Source organism: Streptomyces cavernicola (assembly GCF_029968035.1).
Lineage (GTDB): Bacteria > Actinomycetota > Actinomycetes > Streptomycetales > Streptomycetaceae > Streptomyces > Streptomyces cavernicola.
The window spans coordinates 63,368-81,645 of sequence record NZ_JASCIQ010000040.1; the positions used below are offsets into that span (position 1 = coordinate 63,368).

The 18,278-nt window shown below is 70.5% G+C and carries 18 protein-coding genes; 9 read left to right on the forward strand and 9 right to left on the reverse strand.

The genetic code is table 11. From position 1 onward, the window contains the following. Positions 1–5 precede the first annotated feature (5 nt). Genes QIS96_RS30260 through QIS96_RS30270 form a run of 3 tightly spaced genes read right to left on the reverse strand, consistent with a single transcriptional unit; the run spans position 6 to position 1,560 of the window. Positions 6–389 (reverse strand): hypothetical protein, encoded by a 384-nt coding sequence (locus QIS96_RS30260; protein WP_282545989.1) that lies wholly within the window; start codon positions 387–389, stop codon positions 6–8. Between the two features lie 43 nt (positions 390–432). After that, the gene (locus tag QIS96_RS30265; RefSeq protein WP_282545990.1) at positions 433–1,188 is read right to left on the reverse strand and encodes a WXG100 family type VII secretion target; all 756 of its coding nucleotides are present in this window, start codon (positions 1,186–1,188) and stop codon (positions 433–435) included. A 54-nt stretch (positions 1,189–1,242) separates the two neighbouring features. Continuing rightward, complete coding sequence (locus tag QIS96_RS30270; protein ID WP_282545991.1) at positions 1,243–1,560, reverse strand: WXG100 family type VII secretion target; 318 nt, start codon at positions 1,558–1,560, stop codon at positions 1,243–1,245. A 190-nt stretch (positions 1,561–1,750) separates the two neighbouring features. On the opposite strand from QIS96_RS30270, the gene QIS96_RS30275 reads away from it, so the two are divergent. Further along, positions 1,751–2,059, forward strand: coding sequence for a hypothetical protein (locus QIS96_RS30275; RefSeq protein WP_282545992.1), 309 nt, complete (start codon positions 1,751–1,753; stop codon positions 2,057–2,059). 122 nt (positions 2,060–2,181) lie between these two features. Further along, on the forward strand, positions 2,182–2,754 hold the full coding sequence (locus QIS96_RS30280; RefSeq protein WP_282545993.1) for a Uma2 family endonuclease: 573 nt from the start codon (positions 2,182–2,184) through the stop codon (positions 2,752–2,754). A 97-nt stretch (positions 2,755–2,851) separates the two neighbouring features. Here the strand turns inward: QIS96_RS30280 and QIS96_RS30285 are convergent, their stop codons facing one another. Continuing rightward, positions 2,852–3,922 carry an aldo/keto reductase gene (locus QIS96_RS30285; protein WP_282545994.1) on the reverse strand — a complete coding sequence of 357 codons (1,071 nt, stop codon included), beginning with the start codon at positions 3,920–3,922 and terminating at the stop codon, positions 2,852–2,854. A 751-nt stretch (positions 3,923–4,673) separates the two neighbouring features. Continuing rightward, positions 4,674–5,027, reverse strand: a complete 354-nt coding sequence (locus QIS96_RS30290) for an ArsR/SmtB family transcription factor (protein WP_282545995.1) — start codon at positions 5,025–5,027, stop codon at positions 4,674–4,676. Between the two features lie 115 nt (positions 5,028–5,142). On the opposite strand from QIS96_RS30290, the gene QIS96_RS30295 reads away from it, so the two are divergent. Further along, entirely contained in the window at positions 5,143–7,092 is a 1,950-nt protein-coding gene (locus tag QIS96_RS30295; protein ID WP_282545996.1) for a heavy metal translocating P-type ATPase, read from the forward strand. 63 nt (positions 7,093–7,155) lie between these two features. Here QIS96_RS30295 and QIS96_RS30300 read toward each other — a convergent pair whose 3' ends face one another. After that, a complete protein-coding gene (locus QIS96_RS30300; protein WP_282545997.1) occupies positions 7,156–8,319 on the reverse strand; it encodes a winged helix DNA-binding domain-containing protein in 1,164 nt (387 codons plus the stop codon). Between the two features lie 382 nt (positions 8,320–8,701). Here QIS96_RS30300 and QIS96_RS30305 point away from each other — a divergent pair, with 382 nt between their 5' ends. Continuing rightward, complete coding sequence (locus QIS96_RS30305; protein WP_408907283.1) at positions 8,702–9,448, forward strand: prepilin peptidase; 747 nt, start codon at positions 8,702–8,704, stop codon at positions 9,446–9,448. Positions 9,449–9,594: 146 nt separating this feature from the next. On the opposite strand, the gene mgrA is transcribed toward QIS96_RS30305, so the two are convergent. After that, positions 9,595–10,632, reverse strand: a complete 1,038-nt coding sequence (mgrA, locus tag QIS96_RS30310; RefSeq protein ID WP_282545998.1) for an L-glyceraldehyde 3-phosphate reductase — start codon at positions 10,630–10,632, stop codon at positions 9,595–9,597. A gap of 115 nt (positions 10,633–10,747) precedes the next feature. Between mgrA and QIS96_RS30315 the strand changes: the two genes are divergently transcribed. The 4 genes from QIS96_RS30315 (at position 10,748) to QIS96_RS30330 (ending at position 15,752) form a co-directional block, all read left to right on the forward strand. Continuing rightward, a complete protein-coding gene (locus QIS96_RS30315; RefSeq protein ID WP_282545999.1) occupies positions 10,748–11,509 on the forward strand; it encodes an isoprenyl transferase in 762 nt (253 codons plus the stop codon). A 296-nt stretch (positions 11,510–11,805) separates the two neighbouring features. Further along, a complete protein-coding gene (locus QIS96_RS30320) occupies positions 11,806–13,128 on the forward strand; it encodes a PhoH family protein (protein ID WP_282546000.1) in 1,323 nt (440 codons plus the stop codon). 437 nt (positions 13,129–13,565) lie between these two features. Next, entirely contained in the window at positions 13,566–14,276 is a 711-nt protein-coding gene (locus QIS96_RS30325; protein WP_456316891.1) for an aggregation-promoting factor C-terminal-like domain-containing protein, read from the forward strand. Positions 14,277–14,387: 111 nt separating this feature from the next. Next, on the forward strand, positions 14,388–15,752 hold the full coding sequence (locus QIS96_RS30330) for an AI-2E family transporter (protein WP_282546002.1): 1,365 nt from the start codon (positions 14,388–14,390) through the stop codon (positions 15,750–15,752). Positions 15,753–15,959: 207 nt separating this feature from the next. On the opposite strand, the gene QIS96_RS30335 is transcribed toward QIS96_RS30330, so the two are convergent. Then, entirely contained in the window at positions 15,960–16,490 is a 531-nt protein-coding gene (locus QIS96_RS30335) for an alkyl hydroperoxide reductase (protein WP_282546003.1), read from the reverse strand. A 6-nt stretch (positions 16,491–16,496) separates the two neighbouring features. Further along, the gene (locus QIS96_RS30340) at positions 16,497–17,051 is read right to left on the reverse strand and encodes a peroxiredoxin (RefSeq protein WP_282546004.1); all 555 of its coding nucleotides are present in this window, start codon (positions 17,049–17,051) and stop codon (positions 16,497–16,499) included. Positions 17,052–17,184: 133 nt separating this feature from the next. On the opposite strand from QIS96_RS30340, the gene QIS96_RS30345 reads away from it, so the two are divergent. Continuing rightward, entirely contained in the window at positions 17,185–18,159 is a 975-nt protein-coding gene (locus tag QIS96_RS30345) for a LysR substrate-binding domain-containing protein (protein ID WP_282546005.1), read from the forward strand. The last annotated feature ends 119 nt before the right edge of the window (positions 18,160–18,278 follow it).

The following is an 18,278-nucleotide window of genomic DNA, read 5'->3' on the forward strand; positions in this document are numbered from 1 at the left end:
CGCGCTCAGCGGTTGTGCTTCTGGCCGCGCCGCAGCGCCGCCTCCGACCGTTCGCGGTCGATCTCGGCGCGCTGTTCGGCGAGGTAGCCGCGGGCCGCCTCCATCTGGCGCTCGCGCTCCTCGCGGGGGATCGCCTCGTACGCGCGGCGGCCCTCGGCGAGCTTCTCGCCGAGCGCGTCGGCGTACGCGCCCACGCGCATCGCCTCGCGCAGGCCGACCCGGCCGGCGAGGACCTCGCGGGCCATCTCCTGCAGGGCGGGCCCGGCCTTGTCGCTGTCGGCGAGCCGCTGCAGCGTCTTGCGCAGGGCGCGGGCGCGCGCCTCGTCGCCGCCGGTCATCGAGGTGAGGTCGGCGTCGCCGATCTGCCGGTCCTGGCGCTCTTCCGTCATGAGGGTCTCCTGGGTCTCCAACTGGTCGCGTACGTACGCGAGTTCAGGCGATGGCCTTGTTCGGGTGGTCGTACGAGGCGCCGGGCACGGGGAAGTTCTTGAACGAGTTGCTCAGGTCGTTGGCGAGGTTCTCGACCGCGCTCGCCGTGAGCTGGGCGAGCTGCTGGGCCTGGGTGATGGCCTCGGTCGCGGTGCCCCACTGGCGCAGGATGTTGGCGATCTCCAGGGCGGCGAGCCCGTACCCGACCGCCGCGCCGACACCCGTCCACGACAGGGCCGTGCCGGCCGCGATCTCCAGGCCGACGATGAGCAGCCCGTCGATGATCCCGGACAGGATGCCCTTCACGCCCTCGGCGCTCAGATACGCGGAGTGCGCCATGTGCTTGTAGGCGTCCTGCAGTTGGTCCAGGGTGTCCTGCTGCTCGCCGAGCTTCTTCGCGAGCTCCTCGAAGTAGACGTACGCGGCGTCCGCGGCGTTGCCGTTCCAGGTGGCGTCGAGCGAGCCGTTGCCGGCCTTCACGTTGGCGGCGACGGCGTCGCAGGCCTTGCCGACGTTCGTCCAGACCTGGCCGCACCTGAGGAAGGTCTCCCAGTCGCCGCTGTACCAGTCGATGACCTCTTCGAGCGGATTGAATCCGAAGACGAGGTTGATGGCCTCGGTGACGTACCAGGTGGGGCTCATCAGATCGCCGAGATCATTGAATACGTCGACGAGAACGCCCTGCGAGAATTCTTCCGGGGTCTCGTCGGGGGCCGTCAGATGGCTCGACGGTTCGGAGACGTCACTGAATCCGGACATGCGGGTTTCGAACTCCTGGAGAATTAAAGGCGATGAGCTGACCGAAGAAGCGAACTACCGTTTGCTTTCCGGGTACTTGGCGTCGAGGTCGGCTGCATTCCCGCGGTCGGTCTCCGCGTAGTACCGGGAGACCGCGGCGAGTTCGGTCCGGCAGGCGCGGAGGATGGACTCGGTCTTGGCGAGGGCCTCGCCGAGCTGCTGCACCAGGCTGTCGTGGGAGTTGGCGAGGTTGCTGATCAGGCCGTTGTCGTACCAGCCGACCTCGGTGTGCGAGTCGACGTACTTCTTGGCGGCCTGCAGGTCGTCCGCGGCGCGGCCGATCTGGGTCGCGTAGCCGCCGATGTCGCCCGGCTCGACCTTGAAATCCGTCACGTCGCCCCTCGCTCTGTTTCCCGCACGTGATGATCGCGGCGCACTCTTGATCGCGAATCCGGTGATCGTGAATCTGGTGATCGCGTATCCGGACGTGTGATCTTGAAATGCGGTGGTGCTGCGTCGCGCTGCACTGTGCCGCGCTGTCCGGCCTTTCGACGGTCAACGGAAATCACGTAGCCTGCCGGACATGCTGATGAACGATATGGGTGACAACTCGCGGGCACAAGTTTGGGATCGCATTTGGAATCGAATGGCGATGCTCGCGGGCGGCATCGGGGGTCTGCTGGCTTTCGCCGGAATTGCCGCGTTGGTGTCGCCCGGCAGCTCGACCGGGGCCCGGCTCGCCGGTCTGGCGCCGATAGTCGTCGGCGGCCTGGCGATCCTCTGCGCGGTACGGGCGCACCGCACGCGCAGCCGCAAGGTGATGACGCTGGCGTTCGTCTGCGCCTTGGGCGGTGGCGCGCTCACCGGAATCCTGCAGGGCCTCACGGCTTGACGGCTTGATGGCCCGATCAACCCGCTCGCGCGCCCACGGCCGGGCTCCCGCTTCGAGGCGAGCGCGCAGGTGAGCCGCGCTGACCCAGGAGACCCGCCTACAGTGGGGCGGAGGAGGAGACCATGACCGCAGAATTGCCCGACTGGATGTATCCCCCCCGCCCGAGTGGATGGGAGGCGGACGACCTCGACAATCTCTCCCAGGCGCCCCGGCACACCGAACTCATCGACGGAGCGTTGATCTTCATGATGTCCCCACAGCGGTCCTGGCACTCTCGCCTCGTCGAGAACCTGACCTTCGCCCTGCGTCAGGCCGCTCCCGACGGCTTCGAGGCGGAGCGGGAGATGACCGTCCGCCTGGACAAGAAGAGCCGGCCAGAGCCCGACGTCCTGGTTGCCACCGCGCCGTACGAACCGGACAGGACAAGCTACCTCCCGGACGAGGTCGCACTCGTGGTGGAGGTCGTCTCCGAGGAGTCCGCCGACCGCGACCGCAGTCTCAAGCCGTTCAAGTACGCGCAGGCCGAGATCCCGCACTTCTGGCGGGTGGAGGACGAGGAGGGTGAGCCGGCCGTGCACGTCTACGAGCTCGACCGGCTCACCCACTCCTACGTGGCGACGGGCATCCACCGAGGCCGCCTCAAGACGACGGTGCCGTTCCTGATGGATATCGACCTGGAGAGCCTGACGCCCTGAGCGGCTCGGCCCCGGCCGCCCGACTCCTCGGTCTCAGCGGCCGCCGTCGGCCCCGGTGGCGGTCGCGGCACTCCGGACGCCCGTCAACGCACCTCCGTCAACGCACCTCCGTGACCGTCCGCCGGTACGTCGAGCGCCGGTCGACGATCTCCGCGCCCCGGTCCCCGTACACCGTCTGTACGACCTGCGGGTCGCGGAGGAACGCGTGCGGGAAGCCGAGCGGGATCTCGCTCGCCTCGTCGAGGCGGCGGACGGCGGACTCGTCGAGGGTGACGTCGACCGCGCCCAGGTTGTCCGCGAGCTGCTCCGGCTTGGTGGCGCTGATCAGCGGGATCACGGTGCCGGGGCGGGTGCGCAGCCAGGCCAGGGCGACCTGGGCCGGGCTCGCGCCGGACTGCTCGGCGACGTCCAGGACCGCGGTGATCACGGCCTCCTCGCGGGCATCCTGCTCGGCCGAACCGGAACCGCCCTCGGCGGAGCCGCTGAGTCGGCCGCGCTCGCCCCGCCAATACTTGCCGGTGAGCCTGCCCGCGGCGAGCGGCGCCCAGGCGAGCACCGCCTGGTCGAAGGCCCGCGCCTGCGGCAGGAGTTCCCGCTCCGGGGTGCGTTCGAGCAGGTTGTAGCGCAGCTGTGAACCGGCGAACGAGGTCCAACCCCGAAGCTCGGCAAGGGTGTTGGCGGTGGCGATCTCCCATGCGGGCCAGTCGGACACCCCGAGGTAGAGCACCTTCCCGGCGCGTACGACGTCGTCGAGGGCGCGCATCACCTCGTCGACGGGTGTGAAGTTGTCGCGCGCGTGCACCCAGAGGACGTCCAGGTGGTCGGTGCGCAGCCGGGTCAGGCTGTCCTCGACCGCCCGCACCAGGCTCTTGCGGTGATTGCCCCCGGAGTTGACGTCGCCGGGGTGGGTGGCGCAGGTGTACTTGCTGGCCAGTACGTACGACTCGCGGCGCCCTTCGAGGAGTTCGCCGAGGATCAGCTCGGAGTTGCCGCCGGTGTAGATGTTGGCGGTGTCGATGAAGTTGCCGCCCGCGTCGGTGTACGTCTGCAGGATCTTCGCGCTGGCCTCGGCGTCCGCGCCGAACCCGGCTTCGCCGCCGAATGTCATGGCGCCCAGGCTGAGTTCGCTGACCCGCAGACCGGTCCTGCCGAACAGTGTGTAACGCAAGATGTTCCTCTCGTCGCTCCCGAACCCCCACCGACGCTAGGCGCTGAAGTCCACTCCAAGGCAAGCGAGTTGGCCCAACGCTCGGTTTCCTCCCCACCCCGCCCCTTCCCGAAAGTCCTCAGCGGACGACTCCGAGGGCTGCGCCCCCGGGCCCCCTTCTGGGCTTCGCCCGCCCCGCCCGTCTTTTCGGCTGCGGCTTCGCCGTGGCGGGTCGCGCAGTTCCCCGCGCCCCTGTCGGGGACGCCGGGTGCTTCGCCCTGCACCCCGCCCGCCTTTTCGGCTGCCGCTGCGTCGTGGCGGGTCGCGCAGTTCCCCGCGCCCCTGACAGGGGCGGTCGCAGCCCACCAAATCCAGCAGCGGAGGGCTCCGAGCGCTGCCGCCCCTGGGCCCCGCTTCGGTGCTTCGCCCCGCCCCCGCCCGCCTTTTCGGCTGCCGCTGCGTCGTGGCGGGTCGCGCAGTTCCCCGCGCCCCTGATCCACCCGCCCCGCCACGGGGCCAACGCCGGAAGGGCTGGATTCGCGTGCCCCGACAGGGGCGCGGGGAACGGCGCGACCGGCCACGATGGCGCGGCAGCCGAACAACAACCGGGGGACGGGGCGGAGCCCCGCAGCCGACCGCAGGTCTTCGGGAAGGGGCGGGGAGGGGAGCAAAAGCAGCCCGTCCGGCGTTTGAGGACGAGCCCGGAGGGCGATCGGCGGTCCCCGAGTCGACGGCGCCGGACGCGGGTCCAGAACCTACCCCCCCAGGAAACCTACGCCTCGTCCCGCAACCCCAACCGCAGATGCTCGACGTGGAACAGCGCCTGGTCGAGCAGCTCGGCCACGTGGTGGTCGTACAGCGCGTACACGATGGACCGCCCGCGCCGCTCGCCCGTGACCAGGCCCAGGTTGCGCAGCAGCCGCAGCTGGTGCGAGCAGGCCGACTGCTCCAGGTCCGCCGCCTCGGCCAACTCGCTCACCGCGCACGGCCCTTCCTGCAGCCGGGCCAGGATCCGCAGCCGGGACGGCGTGGCCAGGGCCTGCAGCGTCGCGGCGACGTCCGCCGCGCCGACGGTGTCCAGACGTGCGCGGGTGCTGGCGCGCTCCTTGTCGACTCCGTGGCCCATACGCACATCGTAGCGAGCGAAAGCGATCACCCATCGGAATGAATGAAGACCTGTTCATGCATGCGGGTATGGTGAAAGGGTCCTGCTCGCCGCCAAGCTGAGGGGCTCCTTCGCCATGCCCTCCTCCGTACGGGAAACGACCGTCGAAGAACCGGCGGCCCCCGCCGCACCACCCCGCGCCCCCGCCCCCGTCCGCCGCACCAAGCTCCTCGCCCTCCCCGAGGTGCGCTGGGCCGGGGCCGCCACCCTTGCGTTCCTGCTCGCGCTGCCGCTGCAGCTCGCGGGCCTGAGCGCCTGGTGGTGGGCGCCGCTGTACGCCGTGGCCTACGCGGCCGGCGGCTGGGAGCCCGCGCTCGAAGGGCTCAGGGCGCTCCGCGAGCGCACCCTCGACGTGGACCTCCTGATGATCGTCGCGGCCCTCGGCGCCGCCGCGATCGGGCAGGTCATGGACGGCGCGCTGCTCATCGTCATCTTCGCCACGTCCGGCGCCCTGGAGGCCCTGGCCACCGCCCGCACCGAGGACTCCGTACGCGGACTGCTCGACCTCGCCCCCGAAACGGCCACCCGCGTCACGGGTGCCGACGGTGGCACGGCGCAGGTCCCCACCTCCGAACTCCGCGTCGGCGACGAGATCCTGGTGCGCCCGGGGGAGCGGATCGGCGCGGACGGCGAGGTCGTCGACGGCGGGGGCGAGGTCGACCAGGCCACCATCACCGGCGAGTCCCTGCCGGTGCCGAAGGGGCCGGGCGACGAGGTGTTCGCCGGCACCGTCAACGGCCCGGCCGGCGCCCTGCGCGTACGCGTCCAGCGCGACCCCTCCGACACGGTGCTCGCCCGCATCGTCACCCTCGTCGAGGAGGCGTCCCGCACCAAGGCGCCGACGCAGCTGTTCATCGAGAAGGTGGAGCAGCGGTACGCCGTGGCCGTCGTCGTCGCCACGCTCGCCGTGTTCGGGATCCCGCTGGCCTTCGGCGCGGACCTCACCGGCGCCCTGCTGCGCGCGATGACGTTCATGATCGTGGCGTCCCCGTGCGCGGTCGTCCTCGCCACGATGCCGCCGCTGCTCTCCGCGATCGCCAACGCGGGCCGGCACGGCGTCCTCGTGAAGTCCGCCGTCGCGATGGAACGCCTCGGCCAGATCGACACGGTCGCGTACGACAAGACCGGCACCCTCACCGAGGGCACGCCGCGCGTGGTCGCCGTAACCCCCGAAACCGGTTTCGACGAGCGGGAGTTGCTCACCCTCGCGGCGGCCGTCGAGCACCGCAGCGAACACCCCATCGCCCGCTCGGTCGCCGAAGCGGCCCGCGAGCGCGACCTGAAGCTCCCGGAGGCGTACGACTTCACCTCCACGCCCGGCCGTGGCGTCGCCGCCACCGTCGACGGCCGCAAGGTCGAGGTGGGCGCCCCCGCCCGCCTCCTCCCGGACGCGACCGAGCAGGGCACCGCGCCGGAGGCGGACGGCACGACCACCGTCCTGGTCCTGGTCGACGGCGCCCCCGCGGGCCGCCTCGCCCTCGCCGACCGGCCCAGGCCCGACGCCGCCGCGGCCGTGGCTGACCTGGCCCGGCTCACCGGCACGCCCCCGGTCCTGCTCACCGGCGACGGTCCGGGCGCCGCGGCGAACGTGGCCGCGGCGGTCGGCATCGAGGACGTACGCGCGGGTCTCCTGCCGCATGAAAAGGCCGCAGCGGTGAGCGAGTTGGCGCAGAGCGGTCGCGCCGTCCTCGTCATCGGCGACGGAGTCAACGACGCCCCCGCCCTCGCCGCCGCCCACACCGGAGTGGCCATGGGGCGCGCGGGCTCCGACCTGGCCCTGGAGACCGCGGACGCGGTGGTCGTACGCGACGAACTCGCCGCCGTGCCAAGGGCGGTGTGGATCTCCCGGCGCGCCCGCCGCCTGGTCGCCCAGAACCTGGTGATCGCCGGCGTGTGCATCGCGATCCTCACGGTCTGGGACCTGGTGGGCCACCTCCCGCTGCCGCTCGGCGTCGCCGGACACGAGGGCTCGACGATCCTGGTCGCGCTCAACGGCCTGCGACTGTTGCGGGAGAAGGCCTGGTGACCTGGGGGCGTCTCCTCAGGGGGCGTCTCCTCAGGGGGGGGCTCCCCAGGGGGGCGGCAGGTCTCAGGCGTGCGGCCCCACCGTCACCTCGCCCACGGTGAGCTCGGCCGCCCCCTCAAGCGCCTCGCCGACCCGCCGCACCCGCCCCTCCAACTCCCGTGACCGCCCTGCCGAAAGGGGCCGCAGCGGCTCGACCGTCACCGCGATCCGCCGCCCCGACCTGCGCTGATGCCAGACACCCGCGACCGCGTCGGCCACCAGCAGAAGCGGGAAGTTGCCCGCCTGGCCCCCGGCGAGGGCGCGTTCGCGGGCGGCCCCGGCGAAGAGCCGCTCCCTCGGGTACGCCGCGATGCCGAACGCGTCGAAGTACGGAAGCAGCCACACCCCGTCCACCGCCCCGCCGTCGAACTCCGTGTCCCCGGCCGCCACCCACGCCCGCTCGCCCTCGAAGTCGACCTCCTCGATCCGCCCGCCGAGCGAACCGAACAACGAGACGGCCCAACTCGGCGACACCGCGAGCCACTTGGCGAAGGACTGCGGCGTCGCCGGGCCGTACGCGTGCAGATAGCGCCGCACCAGCTCCGCGAGCGCCGCGTCACCGGGCTCGGGCACCACTCCGCGCGGCCGCGTGTACGTCACCTTGCGGCCGCGGTTGGGGCCGAAGCAGAGCGCGCCGCGATGGGCCGCGGTGTGCAGGGCCTGCCGCCAGCGCGGCCACCTCCCCTGGAACGCGGGCACCGTGAGCTCCCCGGCCCACGGCCCGGTGCGCGCGACGACCGCCTCGGTCAGCTCGTCGGCCGTCAGGCACGCCCCGTCGAGGGCGTCCGCGACCGCCGCGACCACCTCGTCGGTCTGCTTCCCGGTGAGGCGTACGCCCTCCGGGTGCGGGCTGCGGCCCATCGGCAGCGCCGACAACGCGCCGGTCCACAGCGGGAGTTCGGCGGTCGGAAGCAGATGCACGGTGCCGCGCGGCCCGTACGTCTTCGTCAGCGTGCCCGCCTCCCACAGTGCCGCCCGCACGTCCGCGCGCGTCGCCCCCGCGTGCCGCAGACACAGCGACAGCTCGGCGGCCGAGAGCACCTGCGCATGCGCCCCGAGCATCGCCCCCGCCGTACGGGCGAGGTCCGCGCTGATCGACGGGGGTGCGCTCCCGGCGGCGGGGGAGCCGAGGAACTGCCGGGTCAGGCGCCGGGCGTGGGCGGCGGTCCAGGAGACGCTGAGAGTCATGGCACGAGTATCGACGCGGCCCGCCGAACGAACCCGCCGAACGAACGAACCGAACGCACCCGCAGCTCGCGACGGCCAGCGGTAGTTCAAAACGGAACAACATGGAGAACCCCACCCAGGAGCACGCCATCGCGCACTCGCAAACGCGGGCAATACGGACAACTCCCCCTCTTCGATTCCGCATTGTTATCTGAACCGGTCGATCACCGTGTAGGCATCACGTAAGTTCAGACCAAGGCTAATTCGCGTCGGCAAAGCCACGCGGTGCGGCACCGCGCGGTGGAGGGGGCCGGGCGGTGCCGCAAGCCGCTCTCCCTCCCCGACGGCCCGTCGCCGTACGGGCTCTCTACCCCGCCGCCCGCGACGCCCTTAAAGTCACCACGTGCCCGCGCTGCTCGCCGCCCTCGCCGCCGCCTACGGCGCACTCACCGGAGTGCTCCTGCCGCGCGCCGCCCACCGCCTCGCCGTCGCCTACGACGAACCCTGGCGCGCCCACTGCCCCCAGGGCCACCCCCTCACCGGCCCCGCCGGCGGCTGGCTCGGCACCGCCCGCTGCCCCAACTGCCCACCGCACACGCCCTGTTGGTACGGCCCCAGCACCCCGCTGCTCGCCGCGCTCACCGCGCTCCTGTGCGCCGCACTCGCCGCCGCGGCCGGACCCCGGCCCGAACTCGCCGTCTGGCTCGCCCTCGTGCCGTTCGGCGTGCTGCTCGCCGTCGTCGACCACGCCGTGCACCGGCTGCCCGACGTCCTCACCCTGCCGCTCGCCGCCGCCGCCCTCGTCCTGCTCGGCGCCGCCGCCGCACTCGACGGCGCGGCCGGCTCCTGGACCGGCGCACTCCTCGGCGGCCTCGCCCTCGGCGGCACCTACCTGCTGCTGTTCCTCGCCCACCCCACCGGCATGGGCTTCGGCGACGTCAAGCTCGCGGTCGCCCTCGGCGTAACCCTTGGGTGGTACGGCTGGGGCGTCCTCGTCCTCGGCTTCCTCGCGGGCCTCGGATACGGCGGCGGATACGCGCTCACCCTTGTCCTGCGCGGCCGAGCGGGCCGCAGGACGGCGATGCCGCTCGGCCCCTGCATGCTCGCCGGAACCGTCACCGGCCTCCTCTGCGGCGCGCTCGCGGCCTAGCCCGCCACGCCGCTGCACGCGACGGCGCTCACGAAGGGTTATGGTGGAAACCCCCCCTCGGGCCGGTCCATCTCCCCCCCCATGGACCGGCCCGTTTTTCATGCCCGCACACAGACGTCGACAGACGTCGTACGGGCTCCGCGCCGTTACTGCCGCCCGGCCCAGATGTTCGTCCCCGGCGTCGACACCGCGAACTCGTCGATCTCGGCCAGCTCCTCGTCGGTGAGCTTCGCACCGCTCAGCGCCGCGACGTTCTCCTCCAGCTGCTTCACGCTGGACGCGCCGATCAGCGCCGACGTCATCCGCTCGTCCCGCAGCACCCAGTTCAGGGCCAGCTGCGCCAGCGACTGGCCGCGCCGGGCCGCGATGTCGTTCAGGCCGTTCAGGCGGCGCAGCACCTCGTCGCTCAGCAGGTTCGGGTCGAGCGACTTGCCCTGCGTCGCCCGCGAACCCTCCGGAATGCCCTTCAGGTACTTGCCCGTGAGCAGCCCCTGCGCGAGCGGCACGAACGAGATGCAGCCCATGCCCGACTCCTCCAGGACGTCGAGCAGCCCGTCGTCCTCCGTCCAGCGGTTGATCATCGAGTACGAGGGCTGGTGGATGAGCGGCCGCACCCCCATCTCCCGCAGGATGCGCACCGCCTCCCGCGTCTGCTCACTCGTGTACGAGGAGACGCCCACGTACAGCGCCTTGCCCTGCTGCACCGCCGACGCCAGAGCGCCCATCGTCTCTTCCAGCGGGGTGTTCGGGTCGAAGCGGTGCGAGTAGAAGATGTCGACGTAGTCCACGCCCATCCGCTTCAGGGAGGCGTCCAGGGACGACATCAGGTACTTGCGGGAACCCCACTCGCCGTACGGGCCCGGGTGCATCAGATAGCCGGCCTTGGTGGAGAGGACCAGCTCGTCCCGGTACGGCGTGAAGTCCTGCTGCAGGAGCTTGCCGAAGTTCAGCTCCGCCGAGCCGGGCGGCGGGCCGTAGTTGTTCGCCAGGTCGAAGTGCGTGACGCCCAGGTCGAAGGCGCGGCGCAGGATCGCGCGCTGGTTGTCGAGGCTCTTGTCGTCGCCGAAGTTGTGCCACAGGCCGAGCGAGATCGCGGGCAGCTTCAGGCCGGAGCGACCGGTGCGCCGGTACTCCATCGAGTCGTAACGGTCACCGGCGGCGCGGTACACACGGTTGTCGTTCATGGGGACGAAGCTACCTCCAGGGCAGAAGCACCCTTGGACGGAGAGGCCCGCGACCGACGGTAAGGTGGCGCCTTCGGGGGCCGCATCTGCCATCTGCACGGAGGGGCTGAAGAGAGTGAACCTGCGCGACCTGGTGTACGGGCTTTACGCACGCCGGGTGGAAGGCCGCCTCGACCACTCCGCCGTGCCCAAGCACATCGGCGTCATCATGGACGGCAATCGGCGCTGGGCGAAGGCGTCGGGCAGCACGACCGTGCACGGCCACCGGGCCGGGGCCGAGAAGATCTCGGAATTCCTCGGCTGGTGCTCCGAGACCGATGTGGAAGTCGTCACTCTCTGGCTGCTCTCCACCGACAACTTCGACCGCCCCGCGGACGAACTCGGCCCGCTCCTCGGCATCATCGAGAACGTCGTGCGCACCCTCGCCGACGACGGCCGATGGCGCGTCCACCACGTCGGCACCCCGGACATCCTGCCCGCCCAGCTGCGCGGCACGATCAAGGACGCCGAGGAGTCCACGGCCCATGTCGACGGCATAACGGTCAACGTGGCGGTGGGCTACGGCGGCCGCCAGGAGATCGCCGACGCCGTCCGCTCGATGCTCCTCGACCACGCCGAGAAGGGCACGTCGATGGAGTCCCTCGCGGAGATCGTCGACACCGACCTGATCGGCCGCCACCTCTACACCAGCGACCAGCCCGACCCGGACCTCGTCATCCGCACCAGCGGCGAGCAGCGCCTGTCCGGCTTCATGCTCTGGCAGACCGCGCACTCCGAGTACTACTTCTGCGAAGTCTTCTGGCCCGCGTTCCGCAAGGTCGACTTCCTGCGCGCGCTGCGCGACTACGCCGCCCGGCACCGGCGTTACGGATCCTGACGCTCAGTCACGATCCAGCAGGTCACCGGAGGTTCACCGAGGCGTCGCCGTCCCCGGCTGCATGGCTGAGGTTGTTCGAGGGCATACCCATGTCAAGTGACCCCCCGGCCAGGGGAGTCGCCCTTCAGCGGGTGGCACGGGGCCATCCGCCCGGGAGGCCCTTTGCACCAGAAGGACCGTATTCCGTACGGGACTCGTGGAGGGCCGGCGCTCGGCCCGTGCAAGCGGCCCGAGCCCGGTCCAGTCCTCCGCGACACCGTCGCTCCCCTACCTCATCCGAGGGGGTACGTCCTTCCGTGGTGACCAGCACAAAGCGCCGCACTCCCGACAGGCGCACTTACGTTCTCGACACCAGCGTGCTGCTGGCTGACCCGAACGCCATGAACCGCTTCGACGAACACGAAGTAGTGCTTCCGATCGTGGTGGTCACGGAACTAGAGGCCAAGCGGCACCATCCCGAACTCGGCTACTTCGCCCGGCAGGCCCTGCGCATGCTGGACGACTGCCGGATCAGGCACGGGCGGCTCGACGCCCCGATCCCGATCGGCGAGCTGGGCGGGACGCTGCGGGTCGAGCTCAACCACTCGGATCCCGGAGTGCTTCCGGCCGGCTATCGAATGGGGGACAACGACTCCCGCATCCTCGCGGTCGCCCGCAACCTGCAGGCGGAGGGGTACGACGTCACGGTCGTCTCCAAGGACCTGCCGCTGCGGATCAAGGCGTCCTCGGTGGGACTGCTCGCCGAGGAGTACCGCGCGGAACTCGCGATCACGGACTCCGGCTGGACCGGAATGTCCGAACTCGGCCTCTCCGGCGAGCAGGTGGACCTCCTCTTCGAGCAGGACACCCTGTACGTACCGGAGGCCGCGGACCTGCCCGTGCACACCGGGCTCACGCTCCGCTCGGAGAAGGGCAAGGCCCTCGGCCGGGTCACGCCCGAGGGCAACGTCCGGCTCGTACGCGGCGATCGCGAGGCGTTCGGACTCAAGGGCCGCAGCGCCGAACAGCGCATCGCCCTCGACATGCTGCTCGACCCGGACATCGGCATCGTGTCGATGGGCGGCCGGGCCGGCACCGGCAAGTCGGCGCTCGCGCTCTGCGCGGGACTCGACGCGGTGCTCGAACGCAGGCAGCACCAGAAGGTGATGGTCTTCCGGCCGCTGTACGCGGTCGGCGGGCAGGAGCTCGGCTATCTGCCGGGCAGCGAGGCCGAGAAGATGGGCCCGTGGGCGCAGGCGGTCTTCGACACGCTCTCGGCGGTGACGAGCCGCGAGGTCATCGAGGAGGTCACGGCGCGCGGCATGTTGGAGGTCCTGCCGCTCACCCACATCCGCGGCCGCTCGCTCCACGACGCCTTCGTGATCGTGGACGAGGCCCAATCCCTGGAACGGAACGTCCTGCTGACCGTTCTGTCCCGAATCGGGGCCAATTCCAGGGTGGTTCTCACGCACGACGTCGCCCAGCGCGACAACCTCAGGGTCGGCCGGTACGACGGAGTCGTCGCCGTCGTCGAGAAGTTGAAGGGGCATCCGCTCTTCGCGCATGTGACCCTGACCCGCTCCGAACGCTCGCAGATCGCGGCGCTCGTGACCGAAATGCTGGAGGACGTTCATATCTAGCGGGGTCTGACGGGGCATGTGCGCGATGCCCGAAATGCAGTACCTCCACATATCTACGCGGCAGTTGGCGCCGTCCGGCGAAGCCGAAGAGCTTAGCCGGGCGGCGTCGCGCCGTACGCGCATTTCCGCAAAACCCCTGGGGCAAACGGGGTGTGAGCTTTCACACGCAACGGAGAATTGCCTCGCGGCATCCCGTTCCGGCAGAGTCGTGGTCCTGTCAGGCCCCGCATGCGGCACTTGCGCACCCCCAGCGGTGTGGAACACCAGAACTTCATAGAGACCGCCGCATGCCACCCGATTCACAGGAGGCCGCTCTCGTAAGGGAGTTGCTTCCTGGGGTCCGTGCTGCCCGTGACCATGTATCAGTGGGTGGCCAGCGTCAGGGGCACGATTGCGCCCGAAAGGTCACCGACCGGGCGATGCTGGAAGGAATGCATGTGAGCCGGATTTCGGTCCGGGGATTCGCGGTGGCTTCGGCCACGGCGGTCACCACTGTCGGCGCCGTCGTGGGCGTTGCCTCGGGCAGCACCCAGCCCTCCAACGACATGGAGGCGACGGCAGCGTCGGGCGAAGGGACGCTGCTCGCCGACATCCCCGCGGGCCAGCAGGCCGAGGTGCAGACCGCATCTCTGGCCCAGCAGGCCGACGCACAGGCTGTCGCCGCCGATGCCGCCGCGCAGAAGTCCGCGGAGGAGTCGGCGCGCAAGAAGGCCGCCGAGGACGCGGTCGCCAAGAAGGAAGCCGCGGAGCAGAAGCTCGCCGAGGAGAAGGCCGCCAAGGAGCGCGAGGCGGAGCTCAAGGCCAGCCGCTCCGAGGCACGCGCGGACATCTCGGACATCGCGCAGCAGTCCTCGTACTCCATCGCGGAGACGCAGGCGATCGCCCGTCAGATGGTCCCCGCGGACCAGTTCCAGTGCTTCAGCAACATCGTGGACCACGAGTCCAGCTGGAACTACCGGGCGTCCAACCCGTCCTCCGGTGCGTACGGTCTCGTGCAGGCGCTGCCCGGCTCCAAGATGGCCTCCGCCGGCTCCGACTGGCAGACCAACCCGGCCACGCAGATAAAGTGGGGCCTCAACTACATGAACGACCGGTACGGCAGCCCCTGCGGTGCCTGGGACTTCTGGCAGGCCAACAACTGGTACTGAGATACCGGCGTTTCGCCTGACGCTCAACTTCGTGGAGCCCTTCACCGTCCTACGGTGAGGGGCTCCACGCATGTACGGTCACAAAGAAAATCCGGGGGACGAGGAAAGCTGATGACGAGAGTGCCAGGGTGGTTGGAGCGGATCGGGGGCCGACTGACCCGGATGGGAGAGCGCTTGGAAGAGCGCCGCGCCGCAGCGGAGGGTGAGCCGCACCGACCCGTCGAGACGGGCGCGCCCGCGCCGTCCGGCTCCGCGCCCGCCTCCGCCGCTTCCGCCGCCGACTCCGCGCCCGAACCGGTGGTGCCCGCACCGCCGGCCTACGCTCCCGCTGTCGCCGCCAGACCCGAGCCCGTGAACGCCGTGCCCTGGGGGCTGCGGGTCGCGGCCGAGGCCGGCTGGCGACTGCTCGTACTGGCCGCCGCGCTCTGGGTGTTGGCCTACGCCATCACCTCCGTCCAGCTCGTCGTCATGGCCTTCCTGGCCGCGCTCCTCATCACCGCGCTGCTGCAGCCCGCCGTCGCACGGATGCGTGCGCTCGGCCTGCCGCGCGGCCTGGCCACCGCCGTCGCGTTCATCACCGGCTTCGTCATCATGGGGCTCGTCGGCTGGTTCGTGGTCTGGCAGGTCCTGGAGAACGCCGACACCCTCGCCGAACGCGTGCAGGAGGGCATCGACGAACTCCAGAAGTGGCTCCTGGAGAGCCCCTTCCACGTCACCGAGGACCAGATCAAGGAGATCGCGAAGAACCTCCGCGAGGCCGTCGGCACCAACACAGAGGAGATCACCACCGCCGGGCTCGAAGGCGTCACGGTCATCGTGGAGTTCATGACGGGCATCCTGCTCGCGATGTTCTCCACGCTGTTCCTCCTCTACGACGGCAAGCGGATCTGGAACTGGACCCTCAAGGCCGTTCCGGCGCAGGCCCGTCCGGGAGTCGCGGGCGCAGGACCCAAGGCGTGGCGCACCCTCACCGCGTACGTCCGGGGCACGGTGATCGTCGCCCTGATCGACGCGATCTTCATCGGCATCGGCATCTACTTCCTCGACGTGCCGATGGCCGTGCCGCTCGCCGTGTTCATCTTCCTGTTCGCGTTCATCCCGCTGGTGGGCGCGGTGATCTCGGGCGCGCTCGCGGTGGTCGTCGCGCTCGTCACGCAGGGCGTGTTCACGGCGCTCATGGCGCTGGTCGTGGTGCTCGCGGTGCAGCAGATCGAGGGGCATGTGCTGCAGCCGTTCATCCTCGGGCGGGCTGTGCGGGTGCATCCGCTGGCGGTCGTGCTGTCCGTTGCGGCGGGCGGAATGGTGGGTGGTATCGGGGGAGCGGTGGTCGCCGTTCCGCTCGTCGCCGTGGCGAACACGGTGGTGGGGTACTTGCGGGCTTACTCCCATGAGCAGGCGCTTCGGCATGGCACGCCTGTGCCAGAGGTTGAGTCTGCGTCTGCGTCTTCGTCCGCGCCTTCGCCTTCGGCGGATTGATCCCCTCCCCGCCCCTTCCCGAAAGCCTCCGGCGGTGTTCGTTCGGCTTTCCCGCCGTCGTGGCTGGGCGCGCAGTTCCCCGCGCCCCTATCGGGGCGCGTGAAATTCAGACCCTCCGGCAGGACTTTCGGGAAGGGGCGGGGTGGGGGAGAGAAACGCGGCGGCCCTCCACCGGGGAGTACCGGTGGAGGGCCGCGACATGCGTTGTTACGCGAGGACTTCCTCGGCGTCGAGGGTCGCGCCGACCGCCTGGAGGACGGCCGCGATCTTGACCGCCTCCTGGATCGTCTCGCGGTCCACGCCCGCCTTGCGGAGCACCTGCTCGTGCGAGTCGAGGCACATCCCGCAGCCGTTGATCGCGGACACCGCGAGGGACCACAGCTCGAAGTCGACCTTGTCGACACCGGGGTTGCCGATGACGTTCATCCGCAGGCCGGCGCGCATCGTGCCGTACTCCGGGTCGGAGAGCAGGTGGCGCGTGCGGTAGAAGACGTTGTTCATCGCCATGATGGCGGCCGCGGACTTGGCCGCGGTGAACGCCTCCGGCGACAGGTTCGCCTTCGCCTCCGGCTCCAGCTCACGCAGCACCCGCGGCGAACGCGAGGCTATGGCGCAGGCCAGAACCGTGCCCCACAGCTGCTGCTGCGGCAGGTCCGAATTGCCGATCACCGAACCGAGGTTCAGCTTCAGGTCCTTGGCGTAGTCCGGAACGGCGGACTTCAGCTCGTCGAGTGCCATGTCAGATCACTCGCCCGAGAGCAGCGCGACCGGGTCCAGGGTGTTCTCGCCCTTGGACCAGTTGCAGGGGCAGAGCTCGTCGGTCTGCAGGGCGTCGAGGACCCGCAGGACCTCCTTCGGGTTACGGCCCACGGAACCGGCGGTCACCATCGTGAACTGGATCTCGTTGTTCTGGTCGACGATGAACACGGCACGCTGCGCGAAGCCGTCCTCGCCCTCGACGCCGCAGTCGCGCATGAGCTCGTGCTTCGAGTCGGCCAGCATCGGGAAGGGCAGGTCACGCAGGTCGTCGTGGTCCTTGCGCCAGGCGTGGTGCACGAACTCCGAGTCGCCGGAGACGCCGAGGATCTGGGCGTCGCGGTCGGCGAACTCGTCGTTCAGCTTGCCGAAGGCGGCGATCTCGGTGGGGCAGACGAAGGTGAAGTCCTTCGGCCAGAAGAACACCACGCGCCACTTGCCCTCGTAGGACTTGTGGTTGATCTGCTCGAACTCCTTGCCGCTCTCCAGCGACACACAGGCGGTCAGGTCGTACGTGGGGAACTTGTCACCGACAGTGAGCACGCGCTCTCCTTGCGAGGATCGGAAACCCCAATTCCAGGGTTTCCTGAGGGTTGGACGTGGCCCGATACTGGCACGGCCTGCATTGATTGTGGAAATAGCTAGACTTGGCAGTGTTGATCGGAGGTGGTTATCAGTGACCTTCAGTAAGGGGACGGCGGCCGGTAAGGGTGTGGCCCGCAGCGGTAAGCAGCCGAGCCTGGCGCAGCTGCGCGCCTTCGACGCCGTCGCCGAGCATCTGCACTTCCGGGACGCGGCGGCGGCGATCGGCATGAGCCAGCCCGCGCTGTCCGGGGCGGTCTCCGCCCTGGAGGAGGTCCTCGGCGTGCAGCTTCTGGAGCGCACCACGCGCAAGGTGCTGCTCTCGCCGGCGGGGGAGCGGTTGGCCGCCCGCGCCAAGGACGTACTGGAAGCGGTCGGCGCGCTGATCGAGGAGGCGGAGGCGGTGCGCGCGCCGTTCACCGGGGCGCTGCGGCTCGGCGCGATCCCGACGGTGGCGCCGTATCTGCTGCCGACCGTGCTGCGGCTCGTGCACGAGCGGTACCCGGAGCTCGACCTGCAGGTGCACGAGGAGCAGACGGCCTCGCTGGTCGACGGGCTGCTCGGCGGGCGGCTCGACCTGCTGCTGCTCGCGGTGCCGCTCGGTGTGCCGGGGGTGAGCGAACTCCCGCTGTTCGACGAGGACTTCGTGCTCATCACGCCGCTCGACCACTGGCTCGGCGGCCGCGAGGGCATCCCGCGCGAGGCGCTGCGCGAGCTGAACCTGCTGCTTCTCGACGAGGGGCACTGCCTGCGCGACCAGGCCCTCGACATCTGCCGGGAGGCGGGCCGCGGGGATCTGCCGGTGACGACGACCGCGGCCGGGCTCTCCACGCTCGTGCAGTTGGTGGCGGGCGGCCTCGGTGTGACGCTGCTGCCGCGTACGGCGGTCAAGGTGGAGACGTCCCGGTCCAGTCAGCTCCTCACCGGGTACTTCGCGGAGCCCGCCCCCACCCGCAGGATCGCCCTCGCGATGCGGACGGGGGCGGCGCGGGGGGCGGAGTACGAGGCGCTGGCCGCGGAGTTGCGCAGGGCGATGGCGGCTCTCCCCGTGCGCGTCGTGCCCCGATAGGGGCGCGGGGAACTGCGCGACCGGCCACGACGAAAGCTGCAGTCGCGTCTGCGTGGTGCATGAGCAGACGCGTCTGCGGCTTTTCTGTGGCTGAGCGCGCAGTTCCCCGCGCCCCTAAG

Coding starts and splice junctions, on each gene's coding strand:
- QIS96_RS30295 (WP_282545996.1), top strand. CDS start 5,143: ATGCCCTCCTCCGTACGGGAAACGACCGTCGAAGAACCGGCGGCCCCC.
- QIS96_RS30260 (WP_282545989.1), bottom strand. CDS start 389: ATGACGGAAGAGCGCCAGGACCGGCAGATCGGCGACGCCGACCTCACC.
- QIS96_RS30335 (WP_282546003.1), bottom strand. CDS start 16,490: ATGGCACTCGACGAGCTGAAGTCCGCCGTTCCGGACTACGCCAAGGAC.
- QIS96_RS30280 (WP_282545993.1), top strand. CDS start 2,182: ATGACCGCAGAATTGCCCGACTGGATGTATCCCCCCCGCCCGAGTGGA.
- QIS96_RS30330 (WP_282546002.1), top strand. CDS start 14,388: ATGACGAGAGTGCCAGGGTGGTTGGAGCGGATCGGGGGCCGACTGACC.
- mgrA (WP_282545998.1), bottom strand. CDS start 10,632: ATGAACGACAACCGTGTGTACCGCGCCGCCGGTGACCGTTACGACTCG.
- QIS96_RS30275 (WP_282545992.1), top strand. CDS start 1,751: ATGCTGATGAACGATATGGGTGACAACTCGCGGGCACAAGTTTGGGAT.
- QIS96_RS30265 (WP_282545990.1), bottom strand. CDS start 1,188: ATGTCCGGATTCAGTGACGTCTCCGAACCGTCGAGCCATCTGACGGCC.
- QIS96_RS30300 (WP_282545997.1), bottom strand. CDS start 8,319: ATGACTCTCAGCGTCTCCTGGACCGCCGCCCACGCCCGGCGCCTGACC.
- QIS96_RS30290 (WP_282545995.1), bottom strand. CDS start 5,027: ATGGGCCACGGAGTCGACAAGGAGCGCGCCAGCACCCGCGCACGTCTG.